Here is a 25,371-nt window from a genome sequence, read left to right as displayed (position 1 = left end):
TCGTCCTCATCCCGTAGGAGGCACCACCCGCATGCGGAAGATACTCGTCGTCGGGGCCGGTCAGTCCGGCCTCCAGCTCGCCCTCGGCCTGCAGTCGCACGGCTACGAGGTCACCCTGATGTCGAACCGGACCGCGGACGAGATCCGCTCCGGCCGGGTCATGTCGACGCAGTGCATGTTCGACACGGCCCTCCAGCACGAGCGCGATCTCCAGCTGAACTTCTGGGAGTCCCAGGCCCCGAAGATCGAAGGACTCGGCGTCTCGGTCGCCGCGCCCGGCTCGCACGACCCGGGCCCCACCCAGCGGGCGATCGACTGGGTGGGCAGGCTCGACGGGTACGCGCAGTCGGTGGACCAGCGGGTGAAGATGGCCGGCTGGATGGAGACCTTCGCGCAGCGCGGCGGCCAGCTGGTCATCCACGGCGCCGCGGTCGGCGACCTGGACTACTTCTCCCGCACCTACGACCTCGTGCTGGTCGCGGCCGGCAAGGGCGAGCTGGTCTCGATGTTCGCCCGCGACCCGGAGCGCTCCCCGTACAGCGAGCCGCAGCGGGCGCTGGCGGTGGCCTACGTCCACGGGCTCGGCCCGCGCCCGGAGCACCCGGAGTTCGACGCGGTCCGCTGCAACCTGGTCCCCGGCGTCGGCGAACTGTTCGTCATGCCGACGCTCACCACGTCGGGCCGCGCCGACATCCTGTTCTGGGAGGGCATACCCGGCGGCCCGCTCGACGTCTTCCAGGGCGTCAAGGACCCGGCGGAGCACCTCTCCCTGACCCTGGAACTCATGGAGAGGTTCACGCCCTGGGAGTACGCGCGGGCCACGAAGGTCGAACTCACGGACGCGGGCGGCACCTTGTCCGGCCGCTACGCCCCGACCGTCCGCAACCCCATCGGCCGGCTGCCCTCGGGCGGGCTGGTGCTGGGCGTGGCCGACGTGGTCGTCGCCAACGACCCGATCACCGGCCAGGGGTCCAACTCGGCGTCCAAGTGCGCCGCCGCCTACCTCGCGTCGATCCTGGAGCACGGTGACAAGCCGTTCGACGAGGAGTGGATGCGGCAGACCTTCGACCGGTACTGGGCCACCGCCCAGCACGTCACCAAGTGGACGAACGCGATGCTGGCGCCGCCGCCGGAGCACGTGCTCAACCTCATCGGCGCGGCCGGGCAGTTGCAGCCGGTGGCGGATCGATTCGCCAACGCGTTCAACGACCCCGCGGACTTCGAGGACTTCTTCTACGACCCGGACAAGACGGCCGCGTACCTGGCCTCCGTCACGCAAGGCTGACAGCTTCAGAGCCGGCCCCGGCCTTCGTCAGCAGGTGCCGGTCGGCGTCGGCAGCCCTCGCACGCCCCACAGACGGCCCCGGAGCAGCTCTCCGGGGCCGCTGGCGTCACCGGCGCCGTTGTCAGCGCTCTGAACGAATCCAATCCCGGACCAATAATAAGTAGCCACCGGCAGATTTCGTTGAAGAGCACATAAAGGTGTTCCGAAGGTGCCGCCGGTCGTCCACTCTGCAATCAACGCAGATGGTTACCTCGCTCTCCGGGATCAATTGTTACAGCTTTTACGGTCACTTCTTCAACGGCCCCTACGGGTTGACCCGAAGCCCGCAGGGTGCTCGAATGGAATCAAGAACATCTGGGGCGCCTGGAAAAAAAGGCGGCGACCATTAGAGGGGCTCATTTCTTGGACCTCGCGCCGGCCTGTCCAGCCGTAGCCCTATTCTTCCGTAACCCCGTCGAATGCCGCTTCGCGTCGAAGCGGGCGGCAAGACGGTCGCGAAGGAGCTAGGAGGACCGTGATGACCCAGGCGCAGGTGCCCACCCTCGCGGGTGCTCCCGCGAGCGCGTGGGAGAGACTGGCCCGCTTGGTGAGCCAGCAGAACGGCAATGAGGTGACCGCTGACCAGGTGCGGGAGGAGTACGTCCACCGGCTCCAGACCGCGGAGAAATACCCTCGATTCGACGTGACTGTCGAGCGGCCGAAGCCGCATTTCAACGCTGACGGAAGCGCGCATCTGGGTCCGTACCAGGTCGACTTCGGTATCGGCAGCATTTCCCTCGAGGGCGATTTCAACCCGGGCCCTCCGTGGTCGGCGGACATAAGGGTCGATCTCAACGTGATCGGTGTCAACGTCTGGAACGACACCATCCACCTCTCCGACGACGGCGCGTACGTTTCGCTGCACCCGAACGTCGGAGTCGCCAAGGCTGATGTGACCATCGGGGTCTTCGGCAGCAACTACTGCCTGAGGACCTATGGCAGGGCCTGCTACTGGAGACTGTTCAGTTGGTCCTGCGCGGACTACGACGAGACCCTTTACTGCTTCGGATAATCCGAGGCGGTTCAGGACACCCGGGCCGACCCGCCGCCGAGTGGGCCGGCCCACGGAATGCGACCCCTTTTTTTGCGGATGACGTCGAACCGCAAATGCCTGCGAATCGCCCTTTGACCCGGAAGACGCTGGACCACCAGGGCGATGGCCTCCTGTGCTGTAGCCGCCGGGCCAACTGTCCGGCTTCGGAGGCCGCTTCCAGCAACTCCACCCGTACCCGCCCGTCGTCCCGTACTGCCTGCCTACCAGCCTGCTTCGACGACGGCTTCGCGCGCTGCATCCCTGTTCACGTCACCATCGTGCACGAGGGCGAGAGCGGCCTTCGTTCGGTCCGGGACGTACTTCAGAAGGTGATGAGGATCTTGCCGAGCAGGCCGCTGGCTTCGAAGCGCTCGTGGGCGGCGCGGATGTCGGTGTACGGGTAGCGGTCGGCGATCCGCAGGCGCAGTTCGTGGGCGTCGACGAGCTTGGCGAGATGCGCGAGGTCGGTGGCGTTCTCCTGGACATAGCTCTTGCGGGCGCCGGGCACGTCGGGCAGGGGGTGGTCGGCGATGGAGACGTAGCGTCCGTCGGGTACGAGGGCGGTGGACGCATCGATGCCGGCCGTGTCGAGAATCACCGGATAGCGGCCGTGGGGCAGGTCGTCTCTACGGTGCCAGACCTCCTGAGCACCGAGCTCCCGGGCGGCGTGTTCGTGTCCGGGGCGGGAGACCAGGGCATCAGCCTGAGCGCCGGTTTGACGGGCCAGTTGTACGGCCAGGCCGCCGACCGCCCCGGCCGCGCCGATGACCAGGATGCGCTCGCCGGCGGTCAACTCGGCGGTGCGCAGGGCCTGCAGGGCGGTCACCCCGGCCAGGGGCAGGGCCGCCGCGTCGGCCAACGGCACCGTGGCAGGGGCGGCGGTCACCAGACGGCCGGGCAGGGCCACGTGCTCGGCCCACGTACCGAGGCCGGTGGCGATCTGCGCCGACATGGCGATCACGGGCTTGCCCACTTCGTGGGCCGGGTCGGTGCTGGCGACGATACGGCCGGCCAGGTCCCAGCCGAGCGTGGCCGGCAGCGGCGGGCCAACCTGCCAGGCGCGGGTCTTCCAGTCCACCGGGTTGAGACTGCTGGCTGTGGTGCGGATGAGGACTTCGCCATCGGCGAGGACGGGTTCGGCGATCTCGCGGACGGTCAGGACCTCAGGGCCGCCGTGGCGGTCGATCTGGACGGCATGCATGGTCGGGAGAAGACCTTCCAGGGCGTGAGGAGTGGCGGTTCACACAGCGGTGGAGACCGCGGCCTTGCCGGTACGTGACGCGGCCTGGGCGCGGGGCAGGATCAGGTGGGTCAGGGCCAGGCCGGCCAGGCTCAGCACGGCCCCGGCCAGTCCGGTCCAGCGCAGCGCGCCCGCGGCCACGAGGAGCCCACCGAGGGCGGAGCCGACGGCGGCGCCGAGGTTGAACGCGCCGACGTTGACGGAGACCGCCAGGGTCGGGGCCGCCCCGGCGTGGTGCAGGATCAGGCCCTGCAACGGGGCGATGGTGGCGGTGGCGAGCAGTCCCAGGACGAGGACGGCGAGGACGGCGGTGGGCTGCCAGGCGGCGGCGAACGGCATGGCCGCCAGCACACCGGTCAGGCCGCCGAATACCCCGCGCACGGTCGCGGACATGGACTTGTCGGTCAGCTTGCCGGCAGCCAGGTTGCCCAGGAAACTGCCGGCGCCGTACGCAAGCAGCAGGGCGGAGACGGCGGCCGGGGAGAAGCCGGCGACGCGGGTGAGCAGCGGTGCGATGTAGGTGAACACGACGGCGACACCGGAGAAGCCGACCGCGGTAGTGGCGATGGCCAGCAGCACCGGCTTGCGGGTCACCACCCGCAACTCGTCACGGACGCGCGTAGTGGGCGCCTGCTGCCTGGGCAGCACCAGTGCCAGCAACGCGACGGCAGTCAGGGTGAGCGCGGTGAGCACCGCGAACGGGGCGCGCCATCCGGCGGCCTGCCCCAGCAGCGAGCCCAATGGCACCCCGAGCAGCGTGGCCACGGTGAACCCGGAGGCCACGGTGGCGATCGCCGAACCGGTCCTGTGCTCGGGCACCACGCTTGTGGCCGTCACCAGCGCCAGCGCCAGGAACGCGGCGTGGCTGAGCGAGGAGATCACCCGCCCGGCCAGCAGCACCCCGAACGTAGGGGCCAGCGCGCTGATCGCGCTCCCCGCGGCGAACAGCAGCATCAGACCGAGCGCCAGACCCTTGCGAGGCAGCCGCGCGGTCGCCATGGTCACCACGGGACCGCCGATCACCACCCCGAGCGCGTAGGCGGTCACCGCCTGGCCGGCGGTGCCCTGCGACACCTGAAGATCCGAACCGATCTCGGGCAGCATGCCCGCGACCAGGTATTCCGACGTGCCGACAACGAAGACGCTCGCGCACAAGGCGGCGAGCGAGAGGAAGCTCTTGCTCATGCCCCGGACGCTAGAGTCTCACATCGATGTGAGAGTCAAGCGGCGTCGCCGCCGCCCAGGCATCCGTGAGGAGGAGCACGTGCGGATCGGTGAGCTCTCCCGCAGGACCGGCGTACACGAACGACTGCTGCGTTACTACGAGGAGCAGCAATTGCTTCAGCCCGAGCGGCGCCCCAGCGGCTACCGCGAATACAACGAGGCGGACGTAGACACAGTGCGCCGCATCCGCAGCCTGCTCGCCGCCGGCCTGAGCACCGCCACCATCGCCACGATCCTGCCCTGCCTGCGCGACGAGGGCGAGCGCCTCGTGCCGACCTGCTCCGACCTTCTCGCCGACCTGTTCAAGGAACGCGAGCGGATCACCAAGGCCATCACCGACCTGGAAATCTCCCGGTCCGCGCTCGACGACGTCATCGCCGCCGCCCCCGCCGACGTCGCCGAACGCGCCCGGCGCAGCGCGCTGTCAACAGCCGGCCGGCGACAACTAGGCCCGCCCGTCCGTACCGGGTCGTACGGCGCCCAGGACGGGATAGCTGGCGATCGGTGACACCGTGACCTTCTCGCCCGGTCTGGGTGCCTGCACGACCTTCCCGTCGCCCACGTACATCGCCACGTGGGTCGCCTCCGGGAAGTACACCACCAGGTCGCCCGGCCGGAGCCGGTTCAGCGGGACCCTTCTGAGGCGGTCCCACTGCTCCTGGCTGGTGCGCGGGATCGGTGACCCCGCGTGGGACCAGGCCTGTGAGGTCAGGCCCGAGCAGTCGTACGCGTCGGGGCCCTGCGCGCCCCACTGGTAGGGCTTGCCGAGCTGGTCCATGGCGTAGCGGACGGCACGCTGGCCGGCCGGGGTGGCCGCCGCCCGGTCGGCGGGCAGGGCTCCGGCGGTGGTCAGGCGCTGCTGGGCCGCGGTGACCCCCTGCTGTTCGAGGCGGGCCACGGCCGCGAGCTGGGCCGGGGTGAGGCCCGCCAGCAGGCGTTCCACCTCGGCGAGCTTCGCCTGGACGTCGTCGCGCTGCCGCTTCAGCCGGCCGGCCAGGCCGAGCTGGGTGTCGAGGGCCTTGCGGGCGGCGCGGGCCAGTGCGTCCCTGCGTCGCTCCGCGGCGGTGAACCGGGCCACCGTGCGGGCCTGTTCGCGTGCCAGTTCGCCGAGGACATGGCCCTCGTCCAGCGCGTGCTGCGGGTCGGGCGCGAGGAGCACGCGCGCGTACGGGCCGAGGCCGCCGCTGTTCTGGTACTGCTGCCGGGCCAGGCGCCCGGCCGCGGTGCGGCTGCCTTGCAGGACGAGCCGGGCGCGGGCGAGTTCGCCGTCGAGGCGGGCCACCTCGGCGCGCTGCCGCTCCAGCCGCTCGGTCGTGGCGTTGTAGGTCTCGGTGGCCTGTTCGGTCTTCCGGTACAGCTGCTGAAGGTCGGTCAGCAGCTGGGCCACGGACCGCTGGGGGTCCGGCGTGGCCACGGCGGGTGCGGGCGCGAGGACCGCCTGGGCCGCCACCGCCGTCGTACAGGCCAGTCGCAGAAGCCTTCCTGACATGTCATCACCTCCGCTGCACGGGAAGCGGAATCTCCGCTTCCCAGCGCAACCCGATAATCAGACGTGTCGGTGCCGGCCGGGTACGAAGCCTGCGCGGTTCGGCGCAGTGGTTTCACCCGTTCGCGTCGTCCGGCTTGCCGGTCGGCGTGGCGTCCGGCTTCGACCAGGGCCAGCGGAGCTTCCCGCCCGACCTGTCGTCCGGGTCGTAGCGGTACTTCCACCCCTGGATCAGCCCCAGCCTCCTGCTGTGCCCCCGGGGCACGCGGCGGTAGACGAGCACCGTGGGCGGGCCGCCCCCGGGGTCCGGGACGGGGATGCGGTACGTCTTCGGGGGGTGCCCGGTGGGGCCGACCAGGACGGGCAGCACGCGCCCGTCCATGGGGCCGCCCTCGAAGGGGGTGTCCTGGCTCTTCACAGGTCCAGTCTCAGCCATCCGCCGACAGCGCGGTGACCAGCGCGGCCGTCTGCGGGTCCCGGCCCGCGGTGACCGTGAGGACGGCCACGAACTGCTCCACCAGCCAGTCGCGCAGCTCCTCCACCGGGGGCTGCTTGTCCTCGTCCAGCCAGATCAGCGAGGCCGCCTCCACGGCCGTGATCCACATCCGGACGGTCATGCGCAGCCGGGCCCCCGGGTCGGGGACGCCGAGGTGCTGGTAGATGTGCTCGGCGGCGGACCGGCGCACCCCGTCCACGATGGCGGTGGTGCGCGAGGTCTCCACCACGCTGCCGCCCTGGAGCAGCGCGCTGAAGCCGGTGCCGTGCCCGCCCACGAAGGCCAGATAGCGGTCCAGGGCGCGCGACAGCCGGGCCAGCAGGGGGCCCTCGCGGGGCTCGTCGAAGCACTGCCGGAGCTCCTCGGCGGCGGAGCGCAGCGCGGCCTCGTACAGCTGCTGCTTGCCGCCGGGGAAGTACCGGTACACCAGCGGGCGCGACACCCCGGCCGCCTCCGCCACGTCGTCCAGCGAGACGTCCTCGGGCGCGCGGTGCGCGAAGAGGCCCAGGGCGGCGTCGAGGAGCTGGCTTCGTCGCTCCTCGACGCTGAGCCGACGGTATGCGGGGGTGGCCGACGGGGTCATGCCTCGCAGCCTAATCGCCGCGCGGCCCCGGCCGGCTTCCCACCTGTTTCGGCTCCCCGCCCCTCCGGCCGGCGCGGGCCCTAGGCCAGGAGGCCGGAGGACCTCCACAAGCGTCGGCCGACACCCCGCAGCACCCCGATGTCGTCCAGGAAGTCCGTCAGCCGCTTCGCGCCCGTCTGCATGACCTCCCGCCGGTGCCCGCTGGCCTTCACCTGCGCCATCGCCTCCCGCTTGTCCAGGCCGACGTTGGTGTAGACCTCCGGGTTGACGAAGGCGACGGAGAAGACGCGGGCGAACTCGCCCGACGTGACCCGGGTGAACTCCTGGGACCACTTCGGGGCCGTCACCATCTGGCGCCGCAGCTCCTCGCGGGCGTACCGGACGTGCCGCGCCTCCTCCACCACGTGGATCCGCGTGACGCCCCGGATCAGCGGCTGCACCCGCTCGTCGGGGAACGTCAGCCGCTGCATCCAGTCCAGCACCTCCTCGCCGAGCAGCGTGGCGGTGAAGGAACCGGGGGTGGTGGAGATCGTCTTGAACAGGCGGCCCAGGTTCTGGTGGGCGCGGCTCACCGGGTACCAGGGCGTGCCGCCGTGCGAGATCAGCCGGGCGAACATCTTCGAGTGCCGGCACTCGTCCTCGATCTCGGTGAGCGCGTACCGCACGTGCGCGCTCGTCGCCGCCTTGTCGTAGATGTGCCGGACCAGCAGCTGCATGAGGATGATCTCGAACCAGATGCCGAGCGAGGCGAGCGCGGCGGCCTCGTGCTGGGAGAGCAGGATGCGCTGTTCCTCGCTCATGCGCTTCCACATCGGCGTGTCGTACAGCGACACCAGCTCCGGCGGCCAGAACCACTTGCCCTCCTCGAAGGGCGCGTCCCAGTCCAGTTCCGCGTCCGGGTCGAAGGAGTGCTTGGCGGAAGAGGCGAGCAGCCGTTCGGCCACCTGTTCCCGGTCCTTGAGCAGGCCGAGCGCGTCGCGCAGCCCGTCCAGCGCGTCCGCTTCCGTCAGGGTCGTCATGGCTCCCTCACCTCGTTACCCGGGGGTAGTCGTTCCTGCCTCTTATGAGACTGCCTGTCAGCAAGACCGTCAATCCCCTGCGCATGACTTGTTGACTCGGCGTCTACGTGTGAGCCTGCGGGGTATGCCGACCCATGAGCTCTACGCCAACGACCCGGGCGACTCCCCCTGGCGGGTTCCCGCCGCCGGAGCGGCCCGGTTCAGCTGGGAGTACGACGACGGCCGCGACCGCCTCCTCGCCCTCTACCAGAAGGGCAAGGACAAGCAGTGGGACGGGCGGACGCGGATCGACTGGGACCTGGAGGTCGACCCCTACGACGCCCTCGGCACACCCGACGAGGCGATGTCCCTGTACGGCACGCCGTACTGGGACAAGCTCTCCGAGAAGGACAAGGGCGAGCTGCGCCTGCACTACGCCTCCTGGCAGTTCAGCCAGTTCCTGCACGGCGAGCAGGGCGCCATGATCTGCGCGGCGCGGATCGTGGAGTCCGTGCCCGACCTGGACGCCAAGTTCTACTCCGCGACCCAGACCATGGACGAGGCCCGGCACGCCGAGATCTACGGCCGGTTCCTGCACGAGAAGATGGGCCTCGTCTACCCGATCAACGACAACCTCCAGTCGCTGCTCGGCGACACCCTGCGCGACAGCCGCTGGGACATGCCCTACCTCGGCATGCAGGTGCTGATCGAGGGCCTGGCGCTGGCCGCCTTCGGCATGATCCGGGACACCACGAACAAGCCGCTGCCGAAGCAGATCCTGACGTACGTCATGCAGGACGAGGCCCGGCACGTGGCCTTCGGCCGGATGGCGCTGCGCGACTACTACAAGCAGCTCACCGACGCCGAACTGCGCGAGCGCGAGGAGTTCGTCATCGAGGGCTGCCACCTGATGCGCGACCGGCTGCGCGGGGTGGAGGTGCTGGAGAACTTCGGCATCCCCAAGGCCGAGGCGGAGGCGCTCAGTGAGCGGTCCGAGTTCCTCCGGCTGTTCCGGAAGCTGCTGTTCAGCCGGATCGTCCCGTGCGTGAAGGACATCGGCCTGTGGGGCGAGCGGCTCCAGCGGGCCTATGTGGACATGGGCGTGCTGGAGCTGGGCGACTCCGACCTGGACCTGCTGATGGCCCAGGACGAGGAACTGGCCGAGCAGTTGGACGCCGAGCGCTTCGCCGCCGAGGAGAGGGAACGGGTGGCCGAGGTGGCAGGGGCGATCGAGTCGGGGGCGGCGGAGGACTGACCGGGCGCGGGACGCGGCGCCGGTTGTTCACCCGCGTGCAGTAGCGTGCTGGCGTGTCCATGCCTCCACCGCCGCAGAATCCCGGCCCCTACGGCCAGCAGCCCCCTCACGGTCAGCAGGCCCCGGGTCCGTACGGCTCCCCGTACCCCCAGCAGCCCTACCCGCCGCAGCAGCCGTACCCCCAGCAGCAGCCCTACCCGGCCCAGCAGCCGTACCCCGGCTGGGGCGTGCCGCCCATGGCCCCGCCGCCGAAGAAGCGGCGGATCGGGCTGGTCCTCGGCATCGTGGGCGGTGTCGTCGCGGCCGTCGTGGTGCTGCTCGTCGTGCTCGGGATGGTGGCCGAGAGCGGTTTCCCCGCGGCGGAGCACAAGCTGACCCTGCCCGGCAAGCTGCTCGACGGGACGTACCAGCTCGTCGACGACCTCTCCGGGTCCGAGGGCAAGAAGATCAGCGACGAGGCCGACGGAGCCTGGGACGCCAAGGACACCCACGGCGTGGTCGGCACCTACAGCCCCGGCGGTGACGAGGCCAAGGGCACCCTCGTGGTGTCCGGCATGTACGGCCGGTTCAAGAACACCGAAGAGGCCCGCACGAACATGATGAAGGGCGCCGGCGAGAGCGACGGCGCCACGATCGCCGTACCGGCGAAGGAGTTCGAGCTGGGCGGCGTCACCATCAGCTGCGAGGTGATGACCGAGGAACACCTCGGCACGAAGATCACCGTGCCGGTGTGCGCCTGGGCCGACGGCAACACGGGCGCCACGGTCGCCGAGGTGGCCACGGCGGCCATGGACCAGGACCCCTCGGACGTCGACCTGGAGGCGTTCGCGCGCAAGACCCTCACGATCCGTTCGGAGATGCGCAAGCCGATCGGCTGACCCTCACCGCCCCAGCACCGCCCGCATCACCTCCCGGGCGATCGGCGCCGCGTCCCCGCCGCCGCTGATCTCGCCCCGGTCCGCGGCGGCGTCCTCCACCACCACCGCGACCGCCACCTGCGGCTCCGGCGCGTCGTCGGCCTGCGCCCAGGAGACGAACCAGGCGTAGGGCACCCCGGCGTTGCCGACCCCGTGCTGGGCGGTGCCGGTCTTGCCGCCGACGAGCGCGCCGGGGATGGCCGCGTTGGTGCCGGTGCCCTCCTCCACCACGCCGGCCATCAGCTCCCGCATCCGGGCCGCGGTGGCCGGCCGGATGACCTGCCGCGCCGGCCGGGCCGCGCTGCCCAGGACCGTCTCGCCGCCGTGCCGGGTGGTCCGCTCCACCAGGTAGGGCGGACGCAGCCGGCCGCCGTCCGCGACCGCCGCCGCCACCATCGCCATCTGCAGCGGCGTGGCCCGCGTGTTGTACTGCCCGATCGAGGACAGCGCCAGCTGCGCCCTGTCCACGTGCGTGTCGAAGGTGCTGGGCGCCACGGCGACGGGGATGCGCACCCCGGTGTCGTTGAACCCGAACGCCTGGGCCGTGGCCGCCATGTCCCGCACCCCCACGTCGACGCCCAGCTTGGCGAAGACCGTGTTGCAGGACCACTCGAAGGCGTCCCGCACCGAGGCGTCCCGGCAGCCGTCGCCCTCGTTGGTCAGCCGGGTGGTGGTGCCGGGCAGCCGGTAGGGGTCGGGGGAGTCGGTGCGCCGGTCCAGGTCGGTCACCACGCCCGCGTCCAGGGCCGCCGCCGCGGTGACCACCTTGAACGTCGACCCCGGCGGATACGTCTGCCGGACCGCCCGGTTGAGCATCGGCTTCTCCGGGTCCTGGTTGAGCCGCGCCCACGCCGACGTCACCGCCTCGCTGTTGCCGGACAGCTCCGAGGGGTCGTACGACGGGCTGCTGACCAGCGCCAGGATGCGGCCCGTGGCCGGCTCCACCGCGGCCACCGCGCCCTTCCGCCCGGCGAGCCCCCGGTAGGCGGCCTCCTGCGCCTGCCGGTTCAGGGTCGTGACGACGTCGCCGCCGCGGTTCGGCGCCCGGGTCACGTCGTTCCACAGCGGCAGCGGCGCGAGCAGCGGATCGGTGCCGGAGAGCACCCCGTCCTCGGTGTGCTCCAGGTAGGTGGTGCCGTACTTCTGCGAGGAGAAGCCGGTGACCGGCGCGTACAACGGGCCGTCGCGGTAGGTGCGTTCGTAGCGCAGCTGCTCCCCGGTGTCCACCGACCCGGTGACCGGCTCGCCGTCCACCACGATGTTCCCGCGCGGCACCTGGTAACGAGCGATCGCGGCCCGGCGGTTGGCCGGATTGCCGTTGTACTCCTCGGACTGCACGACCTGCACCCGCGTCGCGTTGGCCAGCAGGGCCGCCAGCAGCAGGGCGCAGAACACGCAGGCGTGCCGGATGTACTTCCCCATCGGGCGCCCGCCGTCGGGAAGGCCGTACTCGGTCACGGTGCCTCCCGGCCGTCGTACTGACTGCGCGCCGAGTCGCTCACCCGGACAAGCAGCGCCACGATCGCCCAGTTGGTCACCACCGACGAGCCGCCCTGGGCGAGGAACGGCATCGCCATGCCGGTCAGCGGGATCAGCCCGGTGACCCCGCCCGCGATCACGAACACCTGCAACGCCACGATGGAGGCGAGCCCGACCGCGAGCAGCCGGCCGAACGGCTCGCGCAGTGCCAGGCCCGCCCGGTAGCCGCGCTCCACCAGCAGGGCGTACAGCAGCACGATCCCCGCGAGCCCCGCCAGGCCCAGTTCCTCACCGGCGGTCGCCAGGATGAAGTCCGACTTGGCGGCGAAGCCGATCAGGATGGAGTGGCCGAGCCCGAGCCCGGTGCCGAGGAAACCGCCGGCGGCGAAGGCGAACAGCGACTGGGAGAGCTGGTTGGGGCCCTGCCCGGCCTCGATGGTGGCGAACGGGTGCAGCCAGTCCTCGATCCGCCCGCCCACATGCGGTTCGAGCCGCCCGACGGCGAACGCGCCGAGCACGGCGAGCAGCAGCCCGACCGCGATCCAGCCGGTGCGCCCGGTCGCCACGTACAGCAGCACCACGAACAGCCCGAAGAACAGCAGCGAGGTCCCGAGGTCCCGCTCCAGCACGAGCACGCCCACGCTCACCAGCCAGATCGTCAGGATCGGCCCGAGCACCCGCCCGGTCGGGAACTGCAACCGCCACAGCCGGCGCCCGGTGTACGCGAGCGCGCTGCGGTTGGCGGCCAGGTAGGCGGCGAAGAACACCGCGAGCAGCACCTTCGCGAACTCGCCCGGCTGGATGGAGAACCCGGCGATCCGGATCCAGATCCGGGCCCCGTTGACCGGCGGGAACAGGATCGGCAGCGCCAGCAGCACGAGCGCGGTCACCACACAGACGTACGCGTACCGCTGGAGCACCCGGTGGTCACGCAGCACCAGCACCACGGCGATGAACAGGCCCACCCCGAGCGTGGACCACACCAGTTGCGTGGGGGCCGCCCGGTCGCCCGGCGTCTCCAGGTCCAGCCGGTAGATCAGGACCAGCCCGAGCCCGTTGAGCAGCACGCCGATGGGCAGCGGCAGCGGGTCGGCGTACGGCGCCCGGATGCGGACCGCGATGTGGGCGAACAGGGCGAGCACCCCGAGCCCGGCGCCGTACCCGACGGCACCGGGCGGCACGGTACCGGCCCGCGCCAGTCCCACCGCGCAGTAGCCGTACACGGACAGCAGGACGGCCAGCACGAGCAGGGACAGCTCGACACCCCGGCGCCGGGGGAGGCGCACGGGACGCGCGGGAGCGGGAGCCGCCGCCAGGGTGGTTCCGGCCTTCGTCATGCCCGGAACCTACCTAAACGGGGCGTCTTGTGCGGGGAGGGCGGGGCCGCGCCCCCTGGGGTCCCGGGATCTACTCGGCCACCGGCAGCGTCAGCGTCGCCACCGCGCCCCCGTCCACCGCGTTGGCGAAGGAGAGCCGCGCCCCCAGCACCTCCGCCTGCCCCACCGCGATGGTCAGCCCCAGCCCATGCCCGGTGGCCCCGCCCTCCGTGCGGAACCGCTGCGGCCCGTGCGCGACGAGGTACCCCGGAAAGCCGCCCCCGTGGTCCCGCACGGTCACCACGGGCCCGTCCACGGTCAGCACCACCGGCGGCGCCCCGTGCCTGTGCGCGTTGGCCACCAGGTTTCCCAGCACCCGCTCCAGCCGCCGCCGGTCGGTCTCCACGCGCGCGTCCCGGAGAATCCGCACCACCGTGTCCGTGCCGGACGCCCGCACCACCCGCTCCGCCAGCGCGCCCAGCTCCTCCGTGTCGACCTCCAGCCGCTCCCGCCCGGTGTCCAGCCGCGAGATCTCCAGCAGGTCCTCGGTGAGCGTGCGCAGCGCCGCCACCCGGTCCCGGACCAGCTCCGTCGGCCGCCCGGGAGGCAGCAGCTCCGCCGCCGCGTGCAGCCCGGTCAGCGGAGTGCGCAGTTCGTGCGCGACGTCCGCGGTGAACCGCTGCTCGCTCAGCAGCTTGCTCTGCAGGCTCGACGCCATCGAGTCCAGGGCCGCGGCCACCGCCGCCACCTCGTCCTGCGGACGGGTCGGGTCCTTCGTCCGGGGGTCGTTCACCCGGGCGTCCAGGTCGCCCGCGCTGATCCGCCGGGCCACCCGCGCGGTGGTGTGCAGCCGCCGGGTCACCCGGGTCACGGCGAACACGCCGACCAGCACGGTCGCCCCGATCGCCAGCCCCGACGACCACAGGATCGACTGGTCGAGACCGGCGATGGTGCGGGACTGCTGCGAGTAGTCGACCTCCACGGCCAGCGCCCGGTGCCCGGCCGCCGGTCCCGCCGCCCACATGGTCGGGCGCCCCCGGTACGAGGCGACCATCGTGCCGCGCTCCCCGGCCACCGCCAGCCTCCGCAGCGACGCGGGCAGCCCCGCCGGGTCCACGCCGGCGCCCGGCAGCAGCGTGTCCCCGGCCTCGTACGCCTCGGTGGCGTCCGCGAGCCGGGACAGCGCCAGGTCGCGCGCCTGGCCGACGGTCTGGTTCCGCACCGAGACGTGCACGAGCACACCGAGCAGCGCGGCCAGCGCGCAGCACATCACCGTGATGAACGCGGCGGCCTTGACGGCGAGGGTCCCGGCCCACTGGGGGAGCGCGAGCCTCATCACGGGCTCTGCGCGGGGGAGGGCGACGGGGACGGCGTCTTGCTGTGCCGGCCGTCGCCGACGTGCAGGTACTCGTCGCGGGAGAACACCATCGCGCGCTGGCCCGGGTCCCACAGCCAGGTGGTGCGGTACTCGTAGCCGGAGATGTCGGCCGGCGAGCGTTCGATCAGCGCCCGGCCGGCCAGCTCCACCCCGATGATCGCGTCGTTGTCGGCCAGCACCTGCACCAGCCTGTGCCGCTCGACGGTGTACACCCGTACCGCCGTCTGGTTGGTCGGGTACAGCCGGAAGCCGAGCGTCAGATCGGCCCGGCCGTCCCCGGTGAGGTCCCGGTAGTACGGCTTCAGCAGCGGGCAGCGCGCCCGGTCCCCGCCCGGCCGGCACTCCTTCATCCGGTCCACGGTCCCGTGGTAGGCGCCCTTCGACCCGTAGTCGTCGGGGTGCGCCTTCAGCTCCGCCTCCACGACGTCCACCGGGTCGACCTTCCGGATGTCGTCACCGGGGACCGTGACGCCCCGCACGGTCGCCCGGGTCGCCACGTCGTACGGGTACGCCGGGCTGGACGCCGGACGCAGATCGGGCCAGAGCTTGGCGGGGCTGACCGCGGTGGGGGTCGGCCCGGCGCCGCGCAGCTCGCCGGTGTCCCCGCAGGCCGCCGCGGTCGCCGAGAGCAGGGCGACGGCGGCCACGGCGAGGGCGGTGCGCGCGGGACGGCGGACTGGCATGGTCACATTCTGACGGAAGTGACCTTTGTGTTGCTTCGTGGGTCGGGCAGGGGGACGGGCACCCGGTCCGCGGGGCGGGCGGGGCGGCCAGGCCGGGCACCGGGAACACGGCCGGCGTGCCTACTCGGCCAGCTCCTCCAGCAGCCGCACGGTCGTCAGGCCCGCCCGCAGGTACTCCACGAACAGATCGTTGTGCAGCGCCCAGGCCGAGCGCCGGGCCCGGATCAGCTGGATCGCCTGGTCGGCCGAGTCGCCGCGCTGCACCAGGGCGTGCGCGATGACCAGCCCCGAGCGGTTGTACCCGTGGTAACAGCGCACGAGCACCCGGCGGCCGGCGTCCAGCGCCTCGTTCGCCGCGCGCGCCAGCCGGATCACCCCGGCGAGCTGCGTCCCGTCCAGGGGGCCGTCCGGGATCGGCCACACATGGTGCTCGACCCCTGGATCGGGGCCGTACCCCGGCAGCCGCAGCAAGGACTGCACCACGTCGAACTCGTCGTGGACGACGGCGAACTCCAGGCCTCCGGACCGGCCCCGGAACTCGTGCCCGCCCATCCACAGGCCAGGCACGATCTCGCTCCACGGGCTGTCCGGAGCCGGTACGTCGGGCTGCATTCCGCGGGTCCGCAACGGCGCCTCCCCAACTCCCGCCTCACCGGGCCGCCCTCCACGGTAACCGGTCTTGCCCCGGGAGCACCCCGCCTGTTCCCATGGTCGAGGGGTGATGGCGCATGAGCACACTGCGCGTGGTGCCGGCCTTCCGGCACGGCCGGGAACGGCTGTACGTCTGCCGCGAGGACGGCAGCAATATCGCCTGGTACGACCGTGAGACAGGCCGGGTGAACCTGCTCGGCGAGGACAGCAGGGACGATGTGCTCCACGCCCTGAAACCCTTCCTGACCGGCCCGGTGACCGTCGGCCCGCCCCCGGTGCCCACCCCCGCCGAACTCGCCCGGCTGACCCTGCACCCGGACGACGACCTGGCCCCCAACCGCCCCGGCGAGGCCCTGCTCGTCGCCCTCGACCGCGACCCCGGCCCCGCCCACCGGCTGCGCCCCGACCCGCGCCGGCGCGCCCTGACCGCCGAGCAGACCGTCGGCGAGGTACTGGACGGCCTGGAGGGGGCCGGCTGGCACACCCTGCACTCCCTCCCGCTGCCCGGCGGCGACCGCATCCACCACCTGGTGATCGGCCCCGGCGGCCTGTTCGCCGTCCACGCCCTGTACGCCCGCAGGATCCGCGTCCTGGTCGCCGACCCGATGGTCACCCTGGGCCGCCGCGAGACCGAGCCGCTGCTGCGCCGGCTGCGCGCCGACGCCGACCGGGCCTCCTACGCCCTGACCGCCGAGGTGCGCCCGCTGCTGGCCCTCGTCGGCCCGTCCGAGGTGACCGTGACGGCGCAGCCGCGCGGGGTGCGGATCATGACGGACACGGACCTCGCGGGCCTCGCCCGGCTCGGCGGGGTGCTCAAGCCGGCGGACGTGGAGGCGCTGCACGGGATGGCCCGGGACCGGAACACATGGGGGAGGCTGTAGCGGACGCCGCCCGCGAGGGCCGGGGTGCCGTCACGGCAGAGGGGCCGCCGACCGCCGGTCCAGCAGCGGCTCCATCAGGTCCCCGTGATCCCGCAGGCGCGGCGCCACGTCCTCCGCGAGGATCTCCAGCTGCCCGGGACTCCGGCAGTCGGCCACCTCTTCCCAGGTCACCGGCGCGGACACCAGGGGGGAGCGGCGGGCGCGCACGGTGTACGGGGTCGCCGTGGTCTTGCGCGCCGCGTTCTGGCTCCAGTCGACGAACACCTTCCCCGGCCTGAGGCTCTTGGTCATCCGGTGCACCACCAGCCGGGGCATCGCCCGCTCCGCCTCCACCGCCAGCGCCTTGGCATACTCGGACGTCTGTTCGGAAGAGCTCCCGCGCACCGCCGCCAGCAGGTGCAGCCCCTTCGACCCGGCGGTCTTCGGGTACGCCTCGATCCCGTCCGCCGCGAGCCGCTCCCGCAGCCACAGGGCGACCTCGCAGCAGTGCACGATCGTCGCGGGCGCGCCCGGATCGAGGTCGAACACCAGCCGGTCCGCCTCCTCGGGGGACTGCACCAGCCACTGGTGGGTGTGGAACTCGGTGACGAGGTTCGCCGCCCAGACCAGACTCGGCAGGTCCTGCACCACGACCATCCGGGCCGGACTGTCCGCCGACGACCGGGGGACCTCGGCCGTGGTGACCCACTCGGGCGTACCCGGCGGCACGTTCTTCGTGAAGAACAACTGCCCGTCGGGGCCGTCCGGATAGCGCAGGAACGACACCGCACGGTCGCGCAGATGCGGCAGCAGGGCCGCCGCGGCGGTCGCGTAGTAGTGCAGCAGCTCCCCTTTGGTGAAGCCGGTCTCCGGATACAGCACCTTCTCCAGGTTGCTGAGCGCGACCCGGCGCCCCTCCACCTCTGTGATAGGCGTCATACGATGACAATCCCAGACAAACCATGAAAATCAGCAAAGGGAAGGGTGCGGCACGTGCGATCGATATGGAACGGCGCCATCTCCTTCGGGCTCGTCAGCATCCCGATCAAGCTGGTCAACGCCACGGAGAGCCACGCCATCTCCTTCCGGCAGATCCACACCGAGGACAACGGCCGCATCCGCTACCGCAAGGTGTGCGAACTGGAGGACCGCGAGGTCAGCCAGGCCGAGATCGGCAAGGCGTACGAGGACGCCGACGGCTCGATCATCCCGATCACCGACGAGGACCTCTCCCACCTGCCCATCCCCACCGCCCGCACGATCGAGATCGTCGCCTTCGTCCCGGCCGAGCGGATCGACCCGCTCCAGATGGGTGCGGCCTACTACCTGGCCGCCGGCGGAGCCCCCGCCGCCAAGCCGTACACCCTCCTGCGCGAGGCCCTCAAACGCAGCAACAAGGTCGCGATCGCCAAGTACGCCCTGCGCGGCCGGGAACGCCTCGGCATGCTCCGCGTGGTCGGCGACGCCATCGTCATGCACGGCCTGCTCTGGCCGGACGAGGTCCGCTCCCCGGAGGGCGTCGCCCCCGACGCCTCCGTCACCATCCGCGACAAGGAACTCGACCTCGCGGACGCCCTGATGGACACCCTCGGCGAGGTCGACCTGGAGGACCTGCACGACGAGTACCGGGAGGCGCTGGAGGAGGTCATCGCCGCGAAGGCCTCCGGCGAGGCCCCGCCCGAGGCCCCCGAGCCCGCCGCCGGCGGCAAGGTACTGGACCTGATGGCCGCGCTGGAAAGCAGCGTCCGCGCGGCCCGCGAGTCCCGCGGCGCCCCGCCCCGCGCCGAGGAGGCCGAGGTCAGACCCCTGCGGCGGGGGCGGACCGAGCCGAAGGAGACGGACGGCAAGAAGTCGACGTCCGCGAAGAAGACGGCCGCCGCGAAGAAGACGGCACCCGCCCGCAAGACGACGGCCAGGACGGCGGAGGGCGCCAAGAAGACGGCGACCGCGAAGAGCGCGGCCACAGCGAAGAGCACGGCGAAGAAGACGACGACGAAGAAGACGACTTCACGGAAACGCTCCGCGTGACGCCCCGGAGGCCCGGAACACACCTGCTGTCGCGACCGACCCGGACCTGGCTTGGGAGGGCGTACTTCCCCCCAAGCCAGGTCCGGGCTCAGTTCTCCTCGAAGCCCGTGTCCTCGAACTTCAGCTGGGCGGTGTTCTCCCGGACGGTGCGCACCTGCTGTTCGGTGAACCCGTCGGGAGTGCTCGCCGTGATCTCGATGCGGACCTCGAGCGTGACGCCGTCGGCCGCTTCGAGGTGCGCCAGGACCTCCTGCTGGATGTTCGCGAAGTCGGCGGCCGGACGGTCGGGGTTGAGGGTCTTGACGCCCCAGAACCTGCGGGTGACCTTCCTCGCCGGCGGAGCCGGGGGCTGGGAGCCGGGGCCCGGCGCGGGCGTGACGGCACCGGGACGGGGCGACGGGCCGCCGCCTTCACCGCTGTTGCCACCGTCCGCGGGGGTGGCCTGCTCGACCGGCGGGGTGGCCACGGCCCGTTCGCGCTGGGCGACGGCTCGTTCCGGGTGGACGAGGAGCGTGTCGTCGGTGACGAGACCGGGTTCGGGCTTGTCACCGTGGATCCACAGGTTCCGGTACTCGCCGGTGGCCTCGTCGTAGCCGTCGGCGAGGGCGAAGGCGTCCTGCTGCCAGAGGAGGACGTCGGCGGCACCGAGTACGGCCTGCTCCAGCACCTGCCGGTTGGGCAGGCGCTTGAGGTAGGGGTACTGCGTGTACCAGGACCACAGGTCGCCGAACCGCACGTGCCCCTTGCCCCAGGCGCCGGCCAGGGCGCCCTCGAGCGCCATGCGCACCAGCGTGGCCCCGAGCACCGGAGTGATCCAGCCCTTGGCCTTGAGCGCCGCGGTGACGCGCTCGGCGAGGGAACCACCGTCCTTGGCGATGCGGGTGAAGGAGACGGTGGGCTTCTGCCCGGGCATCTCGGTCGGGACCAGCGCCGCCGTGAAGGCCGCGCGGACACGGTCGTCGACGGCCGCGTCCAACTGGCGTGCGCGGGTGACGGACTGCTTGCGCTGCTGGGCGCTCAGCTCCAGCTCCTCGGCCTCGTCCGCGATGGACTGCCAGGCCCGGTACTCCCGCACCACGCCGTCGAGCTCGGGGTAGGTGTCCCGGTCGGCGGCGACCATGACCAGCATGTTGCGCCGCTGCCGCTGCCCGGTACCCGCCTCCCGCAGAAGACGCGCCGCGAAGTCCGTGGCGGTGGACGCGTCCTTGCCCCAGGTGAACCTCGGGTGCAGCACGACGAGCTTGAGCACCTCGGAGTCCGGGATGTCCCCGGTGTCGAGGGGCGCGGCGTGCACGGCACCGAACGAAGCCCTGGACGCCTTCGCCATGGCCTTGAGGCGTTCGACGATCGTGGCGTGCACGTCGGCCTCGCCGTAGCCGGCCGCGCGGTCGGCGGCCACGCGGGAGACCGAGGCGGCCAGGTCGTACCAGGAGCGGTCGCCGTCCTCGTAGAAGTAGGTCGCGCGCTGGCCCAGCAGGGCGCGCGCGTCGCCGATGTGGTTGATGACGTCGCCGGGAACCGCGGTGCCCAGGCGGAGCTGCTGGATGTCCACGCCCTTGTGCGCGGAGCGCAGCGTCGGGACGGTCGCCATGAACACCGACCGGGCCACACGCCTGGTCAGGGCCCGCTGCCCGAACGACGGACGCTCGCGGTCGATCTGCACCGGGGTGGCGCCCTCGCCGTCGACGTCCTTGTCCACCACCGGCTTCCAGTTGTCGTCGAGATACTTCGTGATCTCGCTGAAGACCTGGGTGTCGTGGACGGGCACGGCGCCCGGGGTGATGAGCGGGGCGGTGTCGTTGGCGGCCCACAGCGCGTTGATGACCACGCTCATCAGACGCAGCACGCCACGGGTGCGCTGGAACTTCGGCAGCGTCGACCAGTCCTCGTAGAGCCGGTCGAACAGCTCGGGGTGGATCGGGTACGCCGCGCGGATACGCTGCTCGTACGCGCCGGTGCTCGTCTCGCGGGGGAAGAACCCGGTGTTCTCCTGGTAGTACTTCACGTACTGCTTGGCCACCGCCGCGATGTCCGCCAGGGCCACGGCGTCGGGCTCTTCGAACAGGCGCCGGCGCACGATCTCGAAGGACTCGATGTTGTTGGCCGGCCGCCAGTCGTCGGCGTTCCGGCCGATGGTGTGCTGGAGGGTCTCCAGAGCGACGTGCCCGTTGGGGCCGCCCACCTCCAGCGCCGAGCCGCCGCCCCCGTTGTCCAGGGAGTCGGAGGCGGGAATGGAGACCACCAGCATCACGCCGGGGATGGACTTGGCCATCTCGGTCAAGTGCTGGGCGAAGGTGTGCTGCGTCGCGAACGTTCCGCCGGGCAGGTCGTCGCGGCCCACGAGCTGGCGGGCGTAGGCCACCCACTCGTCGATCAGGATCAGCACGCTCTTGCCGCCCGCGACGACGTCCCGTACGACGGCGTCCAGCGCGTCGCCGGGATCGGTGCCGGTCGCGTCGGCCATCGCGACCCGGTCGAACGCCTCGCGCTCTCCGAGCTGCCAGGCCAGCTCCCCCCAGAGGGTGCGCACCTGCGTGCCGTCGTCCTTGAGGATCGGCTGGCTAGGGGAGAGCTTCGTCCCGACCAGGGTGACCCGCTTCACGTCCAGCGACTTCAGCGGATCGCCCTCGGCCGCGGGCAGGGACGCGTGGACGACGTCCTGGACGGCCTGGGGCAGCGCGCTCGTGGTCAGACCGGCGGAGAACAGGTGGTACAGGGCCAGCATCGAGTGCGTCTTGCCGCCACCGAACTGGGTCTGGAGGTTCACCACCGGGCTCGCCCCGGCGTCCCCGGACAGGCGCTTGAGCGCACGCGTCAGCAGGTCGGACAGACCGCTGGTGAGATAGGTCCGGGAGAAGAACTCCGCCGGGTTCAGGTACTCCGGCGCCGCGGTGTGGCCGTGGGCCACCGCGTAGAGGTCGGCGGCGAACTCCGCGGCGGAGAACTGCCCGCGGATCACGTCGTCGTGCGGCTTGACGACCTCACGCCACGGCTTGATCGCGGTGCCGGCCTGCATACCGGCCACCTTGACCGCTTGCGCCTCACGCGTCAGCCGGTTGCGGGTCTGCTTCTCGAAGACCTCCCGCTGGTGCTCCATGCGCATCTTCGCGACCGCGTCGGCCTCGTCCCCGGCACCGATCACCGTCAGCAGACGCTCGATCGTGTCCAGCGCGCGGTAGGTGTCGTCCGAGGAGAACTTCTGCCCGTGATGCGCGGCGTTCGCCGTCTCCCGCAGCTCGGACGCCAGCGCGGACTGCGGGCGCGAGAGGTCCTTGTCGAAGACCTTCCACCTCTCGGTGACCATGCGCAGCAGGAACCGCACGTCGTCCCGCGAGTACGTCTTGGCCGTACCGAACTTCGCCTCGTCCTCCGCGGCGATCAGCGCGACCCAGTCCTTGCCGGCCGGAGCCTGGGCCGACATCCGCATGTCGACCCACGGGCGCATCCCCTCGAGCAGCTGGTCCAGTCCGCGCAGGACCTTCTCGTTGTTGGTCAGCGCCATCAGATCTCCTCCCCGAAGAGCGTGTCGGCCACAGCGGCCGGGCGAACCGAGGCCGACGTCGCGGAGACATCGGCCCACGCCCCTCCGAGACCGTTGAACAGGCCCGCCGTCGAGGGGTCCTGAGATTCCATCAGCTCGTACAGGCGGGTGGCCAGGCGGTTGACCTCGTCCAGGTCCACCTTTCCCTGCACCCCGGCCATGAGCCGGGCGGCCTCCTCACGCCCCTCGGTCGCGTACGCACGTGCCAGATGGCAGGTGACCTCCCACAGCGACAGCCGGTCGTCGTGGGCCGGGTCCCACCGGGGATCCAGGTCCAGCGGCTTGATGAGCGCCACCTTCCCGCCGCCGGAGGTGAGGACGCTGCTGCGGGTGATGCCCTCCACCGACAGGCCCAGCGGCACGGCGATGGACTCCGCGTCACCGTAGGGGCGCGTGCTCCAGGCGTAGGAGCGGAACCAGTCCAGACAGAACCGGGTGTCGGCGTCCAGCTCGGCGTCGTGCTCGTTCTGCAGGGCGTCGAAGGTCTGGTTGATGAGGGTCAGCGCCGTCTTGACGGTCATGGTGGAGCCGTCGTCCTCCAGCACCCGGGAGTACTTGGAGAACACCGCCATCCCCGGGCCCAGGATCGTCTGGCGCAGATCCGCGGGGGCGATGGCACCCTCACGGATCCGCGGCAGGGCGTCCTCCAGCTCCGCGTGCAGCGTGGCCAGGAAGCCGGTGCGGTCGGTCGAGGGAGCCGTACCGGCCCGCGGACGCAGCGCCAGCACGATGGAGGAGGCGAGGGCGTTGGTGCCGGAGGCGATCATGCGCGCCGCCCGCTCCGACCGGACCGGCCAGGTCGCGGTGATGGTCCAGCCGGCCCGGATCATGCCCTCCAGGAACGTGGACCAGCCGGTGCTGGTGATCCCTTCCTTCTCCAGCTCCGCCTGCTTGAACGCGTAGAAGACGGTGATCGGGTAGTCCCACGACGCCGCCTCCCGGGCGTGCCGGAAGACGTACTCGAAGCCCTCCTCGAAGAACGCGGCGGCCTTTTCCTTCGTGCCGTGCCGGTAGGGGTTGGCGACGAGCTCCTCCGCTTTGGGGACGAGCATGGTGCCGAACAGATCCGGATGGATCTCCCGGAGCGACCTGCGCAGCCAGACGTAGAAGAAGTCGGACAGGTCCGAGTACCCGATGTTGTCGTAGTACGGCGGATCGGTGCAGACGAGCAGGCCCGTGTAGTCGCGGCTGGCCGCGTCCGCCTGGACGACACGGCCGGCCGGCTGGTCGGCCGGCAGGGCCTCGATCCCGTCGGCGACCCATTCGACATGGGTCCCGAAGTTCCCCACGGAGTTGGAGAAGACGTTGACCTCGGTGTAGTCCCAGGTCATCGCGATGGCATGACGCGGGAAGGTGTTGCGCACGCCCTCGATCTGCGGAATCCAGCTGCAGATGGAGGACGACCAGTCCGCGAGCTTGGAGATGGCCATGGAGAGGTACGTCGCGACCGCGTCGGCGTAGGCCTCGGCCCCGGTCCCTCCCTCCGAGAGGCGTTCCCCGCGGGGCAGACCCGCGGCGACGGCGTCGTCGAGCACCTTCGTCCGGGCCTCGCCGACCAGGTCGCTGAATTCCATGAGCGCGGTGAGCTGCCTGTTCGTGAACAGGTCGGAGAACTCCGTCAGCCCGTACTGCGGGGGAGAGAACCACCGCGGGTTGTTCGCCACGGTTCCCGTCGGGGCGCCGGACGGCGGCGCGACGTCCGCCGCTTCGATCTGGCGCGCGCTCGGTGCGACGTAGACGCGCTGCCGCTTGCCTTCCGCGACGACCGCGAGGAGCTGGGTGCCCATCCTGCCGGCGACCCCCTCGGCCCGGATGGCGCTCAGGGGGGCGAAGCCTCCGCAGGAGACGCAGGTCGCCCCCTTGCCCGTGGTCATGGTTCCGTCGTCGGCCTTTGACGGCGCCCGCTGCGGATCGCGTCCCACGGCGAACTCGACGCGGCGTCCACCGGGGGCCGAGGCGTCGTCCACCAGTGAGGGAACGAGGTAGGCCGTCTTGCCCTTCTTCTTGGCGAGCCACCAGGTACGCACCAGAGGCATCCGGATCCCGCAGGCCGGATTCGGACACACGACGGTCCGGGCCCAGAGCCATCCGACGACCGTCGCCTCGGTGGTGGCACCGGTGGGTTCCCCGTCGGGGCCCGGAACGGGGACGTCGGCCTTCGGGAAGAGGTGCCCGATGCGTGTGGCGGCGCGCTCGCGCATCCACGCGCCGTAGCGGCGCACGTCCTCCGCCAGCCCGGTGGCGCCCGGCCACCCCCCGAGCCGGCTGTCCGCGACGCCGGGGAACACCGGTGCCCGGTCCGCGAACTTCGGCGCTATCTCGATCAGAGCCCTGCTCTTCAGGGCGGGGACGGGGTTGAGATCACTGGCCTGAGCCGTGAGCCCGAGCCGCTGCGCCTCGACCGGGATGGTCCCTCCGCCCGCGAAGGGATCGAGAATGGCCGGAGGGTTCCCGCCCGTGCTCTTCAGGATCTCGTCCCGGGCCTCGCGGTAGACCCTCTCGTTGGAGGTGTTCTCCCACTGCACGATTCCGCGGATGATCCCGTGCAGCCGCTCACGCTCCCTCTTCTGGTCCTCCTCCGTGGGAAACAGGTCGGGATGCGACGAGGGGTCGTCGACGAGCTGCGCGAACAGCACCGCCCGGACCGAGGCCAGGGGGCGGGGCGCCCACCACAGGTGCATCGTCGCGGGGTGTCCCTTGCGCGGCACGGACTTCTCGTGGACGGACGCCTCGTTGATGTCCTCCAGCGGGAGGGATACCTCGATGAGCTTGCGTCGGGGGACGGAGTCCGAAGACGTTCCGGGCTGCACTGCGGTGTTCACCTGCTCACTTTAGATTCCTGCGTGCTCAAGCTGTCCATCGGGTGATGCGCGGACGAA

The 25,371-nt window shown here is 71.5% G+C and carries 21 protein-coding genes; 7 read left to right on the top strand and 14 right to left on the bottom strand.

The window, feature by feature from the left end:
* Nucleotides 1–31: 31 nt before the first annotated feature.
* Together ABZV94_RS12895 and ABZV94_RS12890 are read left to right on the top strand one after the other, a co-directional pair.
* Nucleotides 32–1,285 carry a styrene monooxygenase/indole monooxygenase family protein gene (locus ABZV94_RS12895; protein ID WP_356340224.1) on the top strand — a complete coding sequence of 418 codons (1,254 nt, stop codon included), beginning with the start codon at nucleotides 32–34 and terminating at the stop codon, nucleotides 1,283–1,285.
* Between the two features lie 517 nt (nucleotides 1,286–1,802).
* Nucleotides 1,803–2,336, top strand: coding sequence for a hypothetical protein (locus tag ABZV94_RS12890; RefSeq protein ID WP_356340222.1), 534 nt, complete (start codon nucleotides 1,803–1,805; stop codon nucleotides 2,334–2,336).
* Between the two features lie 343 nt (nucleotides 2,337–2,679).
* Here ABZV94_RS12890 and ABZV94_RS12885 read toward each other — a convergent pair whose 3' ends face one another.
* Both ABZV94_RS12885 and ABZV94_RS12880 read right to left on the bottom strand, forming a co-directional pair.
* The gene (locus ABZV94_RS12885; RefSeq protein WP_356340219.1) at nucleotides 2,680–3,558 is read right to left on the bottom strand and encodes an NADP-dependent oxidoreductase; all 879 of its coding nucleotides are present in this window, start codon (nucleotides 3,556–3,558) and stop codon (nucleotides 2,680–2,682) included.
* A gap of 39 nt (nucleotides 3,559–3,597) precedes the next feature.
* Nucleotides 3,598–4,782 (bottom strand): MFS transporter, encoded by a 1,185-nt coding sequence (locus ABZV94_RS12880; RefSeq protein ID WP_356340218.1) that lies wholly within the window; start codon nucleotides 4,780–4,782, stop codon nucleotides 3,598–3,600.
* Nucleotides 4,783–4,861: 79 nt separating this feature from the next.
* Here ABZV94_RS12880 and ABZV94_RS12875 point away from each other — a divergent pair, with 79 nt between their 5' ends.
* A complete protein-coding gene (locus ABZV94_RS12875; protein WP_356340215.1) occupies nucleotides 4,862–5,329 on the top strand; it encodes a MerR family transcriptional regulator in 468 nt (155 codons plus the stop codon).
* On the opposite strand, the gene ABZV94_RS12870 is transcribed toward ABZV94_RS12875, so the two are convergent.
* The 4 genes from ABZV94_RS12870 to ABZV94_RS12855 all read right to left on the bottom strand — a co-directional run bounded on the left by ABZV94_RS12870 (nucleotide 5,267) and on the right by ABZV94_RS12855 (nucleotide 8,405).
* Nucleotides 5,267–6,310, bottom strand: coding sequence for a C40 family peptidase (locus tag ABZV94_RS12870; RefSeq protein ID WP_356340212.1), 1,044 nt, complete (start codon nucleotides 6,308–6,310; stop codon nucleotides 5,267–5,269). The two genes, ABZV94_RS12875 and ABZV94_RS12870, sit on opposite strands and share 63 nt — an antisense overlap.
* A gap of 112 nt (nucleotides 6,311–6,422) precedes the next feature.
* On the bottom strand, nucleotides 6,423–6,743 hold the full coding sequence (locus ABZV94_RS12865) for a hypothetical protein (RefSeq protein WP_356340210.1): 321 nt from the start codon (nucleotides 6,741–6,743) through the stop codon (nucleotides 6,423–6,425).
* Nucleotides 6,736–7,386, bottom strand: a complete 651-nt coding sequence (locus ABZV94_RS12860; RefSeq protein ID WP_356340208.1) for a TetR/AcrR family transcriptional regulator — start codon at nucleotides 7,384–7,386, stop codon at nucleotides 6,736–6,738. Before ABZV94_RS12860 ends, ABZV94_RS12865 begins: the two co-directional genes overlap by 8 nt.
* 80 nt (nucleotides 7,387–7,466) lie before the next feature.
* A complete protein-coding gene (locus ABZV94_RS12855) occupies nucleotides 7,467–8,405 on the bottom strand; it encodes a diiron oxygenase (protein ID WP_356340206.1) in 939 nt (312 codons plus the stop codon).
* A gap of 124 nt (nucleotides 8,406–8,529) precedes the next feature.
* Here ABZV94_RS12855 and ABZV94_RS12850 point away from each other — a divergent pair, with 124 nt between their 5' ends.
* Entirely contained in the window at nucleotides 8,530–9,639 is a 1,110-nt protein-coding gene (locus tag ABZV94_RS12850) for a ferritin-like domain-containing protein (RefSeq protein ID WP_356340203.1), read from the top strand.
* Between the two features lie 59 nt (nucleotides 9,640–9,698).
* Nucleotides 9,699–10,517: a hypothetical protein gene (locus ABZV94_RS12845; RefSeq protein WP_356340248.1), complete on the top strand. Its 819-nt coding sequence runs from the start codon at nucleotides 9,699–9,701 to the stop codon at nucleotides 10,515–10,517.
* A 3-nt stretch (nucleotides 10,518–10,520) separates the two neighbouring features.
* Here the strand turns inward: ABZV94_RS12845 and ABZV94_RS12840 are convergent, their stop codons facing one another.
* The 5 genes from ABZV94_RS12840 to ABZV94_RS12820 form a co-directional block, all read right to left on the bottom strand.
* A complete protein-coding gene (locus ABZV94_RS12840) occupies nucleotides 10,521–11,978 on the bottom strand; it encodes a penicillin-binding transpeptidase domain-containing protein (protein WP_356340246.1) in 1,458 nt (485 codons plus the stop codon).
* Nucleotides 11,979–12,010: 32 nt separating this feature from the next.
* Nucleotides 12,011–13,372: an FtsW/RodA/SpoVE family cell cycle protein gene (locus tag ABZV94_RS12835; RefSeq protein ID WP_356340201.1), complete on the bottom strand. Its 1,362-nt coding sequence runs from the start codon at nucleotides 13,370–13,372 to the stop codon at nucleotides 12,011–12,013.
* Nucleotides 13,373–13,442: 70 nt separating this feature from the next.
* A complete protein-coding gene (locus ABZV94_RS12830; protein WP_356340199.1) occupies nucleotides 13,443–14,687 on the bottom strand; it encodes a HAMP domain-containing sensor histidine kinase in 1,245 nt (414 codons plus the stop codon).
* The gene (locus ABZV94_RS12825; protein WP_356340197.1) at nucleotides 14,687–15,412 is read right to left on the bottom strand and encodes a hypothetical protein; all 726 of its coding nucleotides are present in this window, start codon (nucleotides 15,410–15,412) and stop codon (nucleotides 14,687–14,689) included. The genes ABZV94_RS12830 and ABZV94_RS12825 overlap by 1 nt, the downstream gene beginning before the upstream one ends.
* A gap of 120 nt (nucleotides 15,413–15,532) precedes the next feature.
* Nucleotides 15,533–16,039 (bottom strand): protein phosphatase, encoded by a 507-nt coding sequence (locus tag ABZV94_RS12820; RefSeq protein WP_356340196.1) that lies wholly within the window; start codon nucleotides 16,037–16,039, stop codon nucleotides 15,533–15,535.
* A 101-nt stretch (nucleotides 16,040–16,140) separates the two neighbouring features.
* Between ABZV94_RS12820 and ABZV94_RS12815 the strand changes: the two genes are divergently transcribed.
* Entirely contained in the window at nucleotides 16,141–16,944 is an 804-nt protein-coding gene (locus tag ABZV94_RS12815) for a nuclease-related domain-containing protein (RefSeq protein WP_356340194.1), read from the top strand.
* A 30-nt stretch (nucleotides 16,945–16,974) separates the two neighbouring features.
* Here the strand turns inward: ABZV94_RS12815 and ligD are convergent, their stop codons facing one another.
* On the bottom strand, nucleotides 16,975–17,862 hold the full coding sequence (gene ligD, locus ABZV94_RS12810; protein WP_356340192.1) for a non-homologous end-joining DNA ligase: 888 nt from the start codon (nucleotides 17,860–17,862) through the stop codon (nucleotides 16,975–16,977).
* Between the two features lie 54 nt (nucleotides 17,863–17,916).
* Between ligD and ABZV94_RS12805 the strand changes: the two genes are divergently transcribed.
* Nucleotides 17,917–18,951 carry a Ku protein gene (locus ABZV94_RS12805; protein WP_356340190.1) on the top strand — a complete coding sequence of 345 codons (1,035 nt, stop codon included), beginning with the start codon at nucleotides 17,917–17,919 and terminating at the stop codon, nucleotides 18,949–18,951.
* Between the two features lie 88 nt (nucleotides 18,952–19,039).
* Here the strand turns inward: ABZV94_RS12805 and ABZV94_RS12800 are convergent, their stop codons facing one another.
* Together ABZV94_RS12800 and ABZV94_RS12795 are read right to left on the bottom strand one after the other, a co-directional pair.
* Complete coding sequence (locus tag ABZV94_RS12800; protein WP_356340188.1) at nucleotides 19,040–22,453, bottom strand: Swt1 family HEPN domain-containing protein; 3,414 nt, start codon at nucleotides 22,451–22,453, stop codon at nucleotides 19,040–19,042.
* Nucleotides 22,453–25,314 (bottom strand): DUF1156 domain-containing protein, encoded by a 2,862-nt coding sequence (locus tag ABZV94_RS12795; RefSeq protein WP_356340185.1) that lies wholly within the window; start codon nucleotides 25,312–25,314, stop codon nucleotides 22,453–22,455. Before ABZV94_RS12795 ends, ABZV94_RS12800 begins: the two co-directional genes overlap by 1 nt.
* Nucleotides 25,315–25,371 lie beyond the last annotated feature (57 nt).

It is taken from the genome of Streptomyces sp. NPDC004658, from assembly GCF_040609555.1.
In the GTDB taxonomy this organism is placed as follows: Bacteria; Actinomycetota; Actinomycetes; order Streptomycetales; family Streptomycetaceae; genus Streptomyces.
This window is presented reverse-complemented; position numbering and strand designations above follow the sequence as displayed.

Bases quoted from the DNA above. Each gene is read 5' to 3' on its own strand.
- ABZV94_RS12895 (WP_356340224.1), top strand. From the start codon at position 32: ATGCGGAAGATACTCGTCGTCGGGGCCGGTCAGTCCGGCCTCCAGCTC.
- ABZV94_RS12885 (WP_356340219.1), bottom strand. From the start codon at position 3,558: ATGCATGCCGTCCAGATCGACCGCCACGGCGGCCCTGAGGTCCTGACC.
- ABZV94_RS12890 (WP_356340222.1), top strand. From the start codon at position 1,803: ATGACCCAGGCGCAGGTGCCCACCCTCGCGGGTGCTCCCGCGAGCGCG.
- ABZV94_RS12815 (WP_356340194.1), top strand. From the start codon at position 16,141: ATGAGCACACTGCGCGTGGTGCCGGCCTTCCGGCACGGCCGGGAACGG.
- ABZV94_RS12870 (WP_356340212.1), bottom strand. From the start codon at position 6,310: ATGTCAGGAAGGCTTCTGCGACTGGCCTGTACGACGGCGGTGGCGGCC.
- ABZV94_RS12860 (WP_356340208.1), bottom strand. From the start codon at position 7,386: ATGACCCCGTCGGCCACCCCCGCATACCGTCGGCTCAGCGTCGAGGAG.
- ABZV94_RS12845 (WP_356340248.1), top strand. From the start codon at position 9,699: ATGCCTCCACCGCCGCAGAATCCCGGCCCCTACGGCCAGCAGCCCCCT.
- ligD (WP_356340192.1), bottom strand. From the start codon at position 17,862: ATGACGCCTATCACAGAGGTGGAGGGGCGCCGGGTCGCGCTCAGCAAC.
- ABZV94_RS12850 (WP_356340203.1), top strand. From the start codon at position 8,530: ATGCCGACCCATGAGCTCTACGCCAACGACCCGGGCGACTCCCCCTGG.
- ABZV94_RS12825 (WP_356340197.1), bottom strand. From the start codon at position 15,412: ATGCCAGTCCGCCGTCCCGCGCGCACCGCCCTCGCCGTGGCCGCCGTC.
- ABZV94_RS12800 (WP_356340188.1), bottom strand. From the start codon at position 22,453: ATGGCGCTGACCAACAACGAGAAGGTCCTGCGCGGACTGGACCAGCTG.
- ABZV94_RS12865 (WP_356340210.1), bottom strand. From the start codon at position 6,743: ATGGCTGAGACTGGACCTGTGAAGAGCCAGGACACCCCCTTCGAGGGC.
- ABZV94_RS12855 (WP_356340206.1), bottom strand. From the start codon at position 8,405: ATGACGACCCTGACGGAAGCGGACGCGCTGGACGGGCTGCGCGACGCG.
- ABZV94_RS12835 (WP_356340201.1), bottom strand. From the start codon at position 13,372: ATGACGAAGGCCGGAACCACCCTGGCGGCGGCTCCCGCTCCCGCGCGT.
- ABZV94_RS12880 (WP_356340218.1), bottom strand. From the start codon at position 4,782: ATGAGCAAGAGCTTCCTCTCGCTCGCCGCCTTGTGCGCGAGCGTCTTC.
- ABZV94_RS12840 (WP_356340246.1), bottom strand. From the start codon at position 11,978: ATGGGGAAGTACATCCGGCACGCCTGCGTGTTCTGCGCCCTGCTGCTG.
- ABZV94_RS12830 (WP_356340199.1), bottom strand. From the start codon at position 14,687: ATGAGGCTCGCGCTCCCCCAGTGGGCCGGGACCCTCGCCGTCAAGGCC.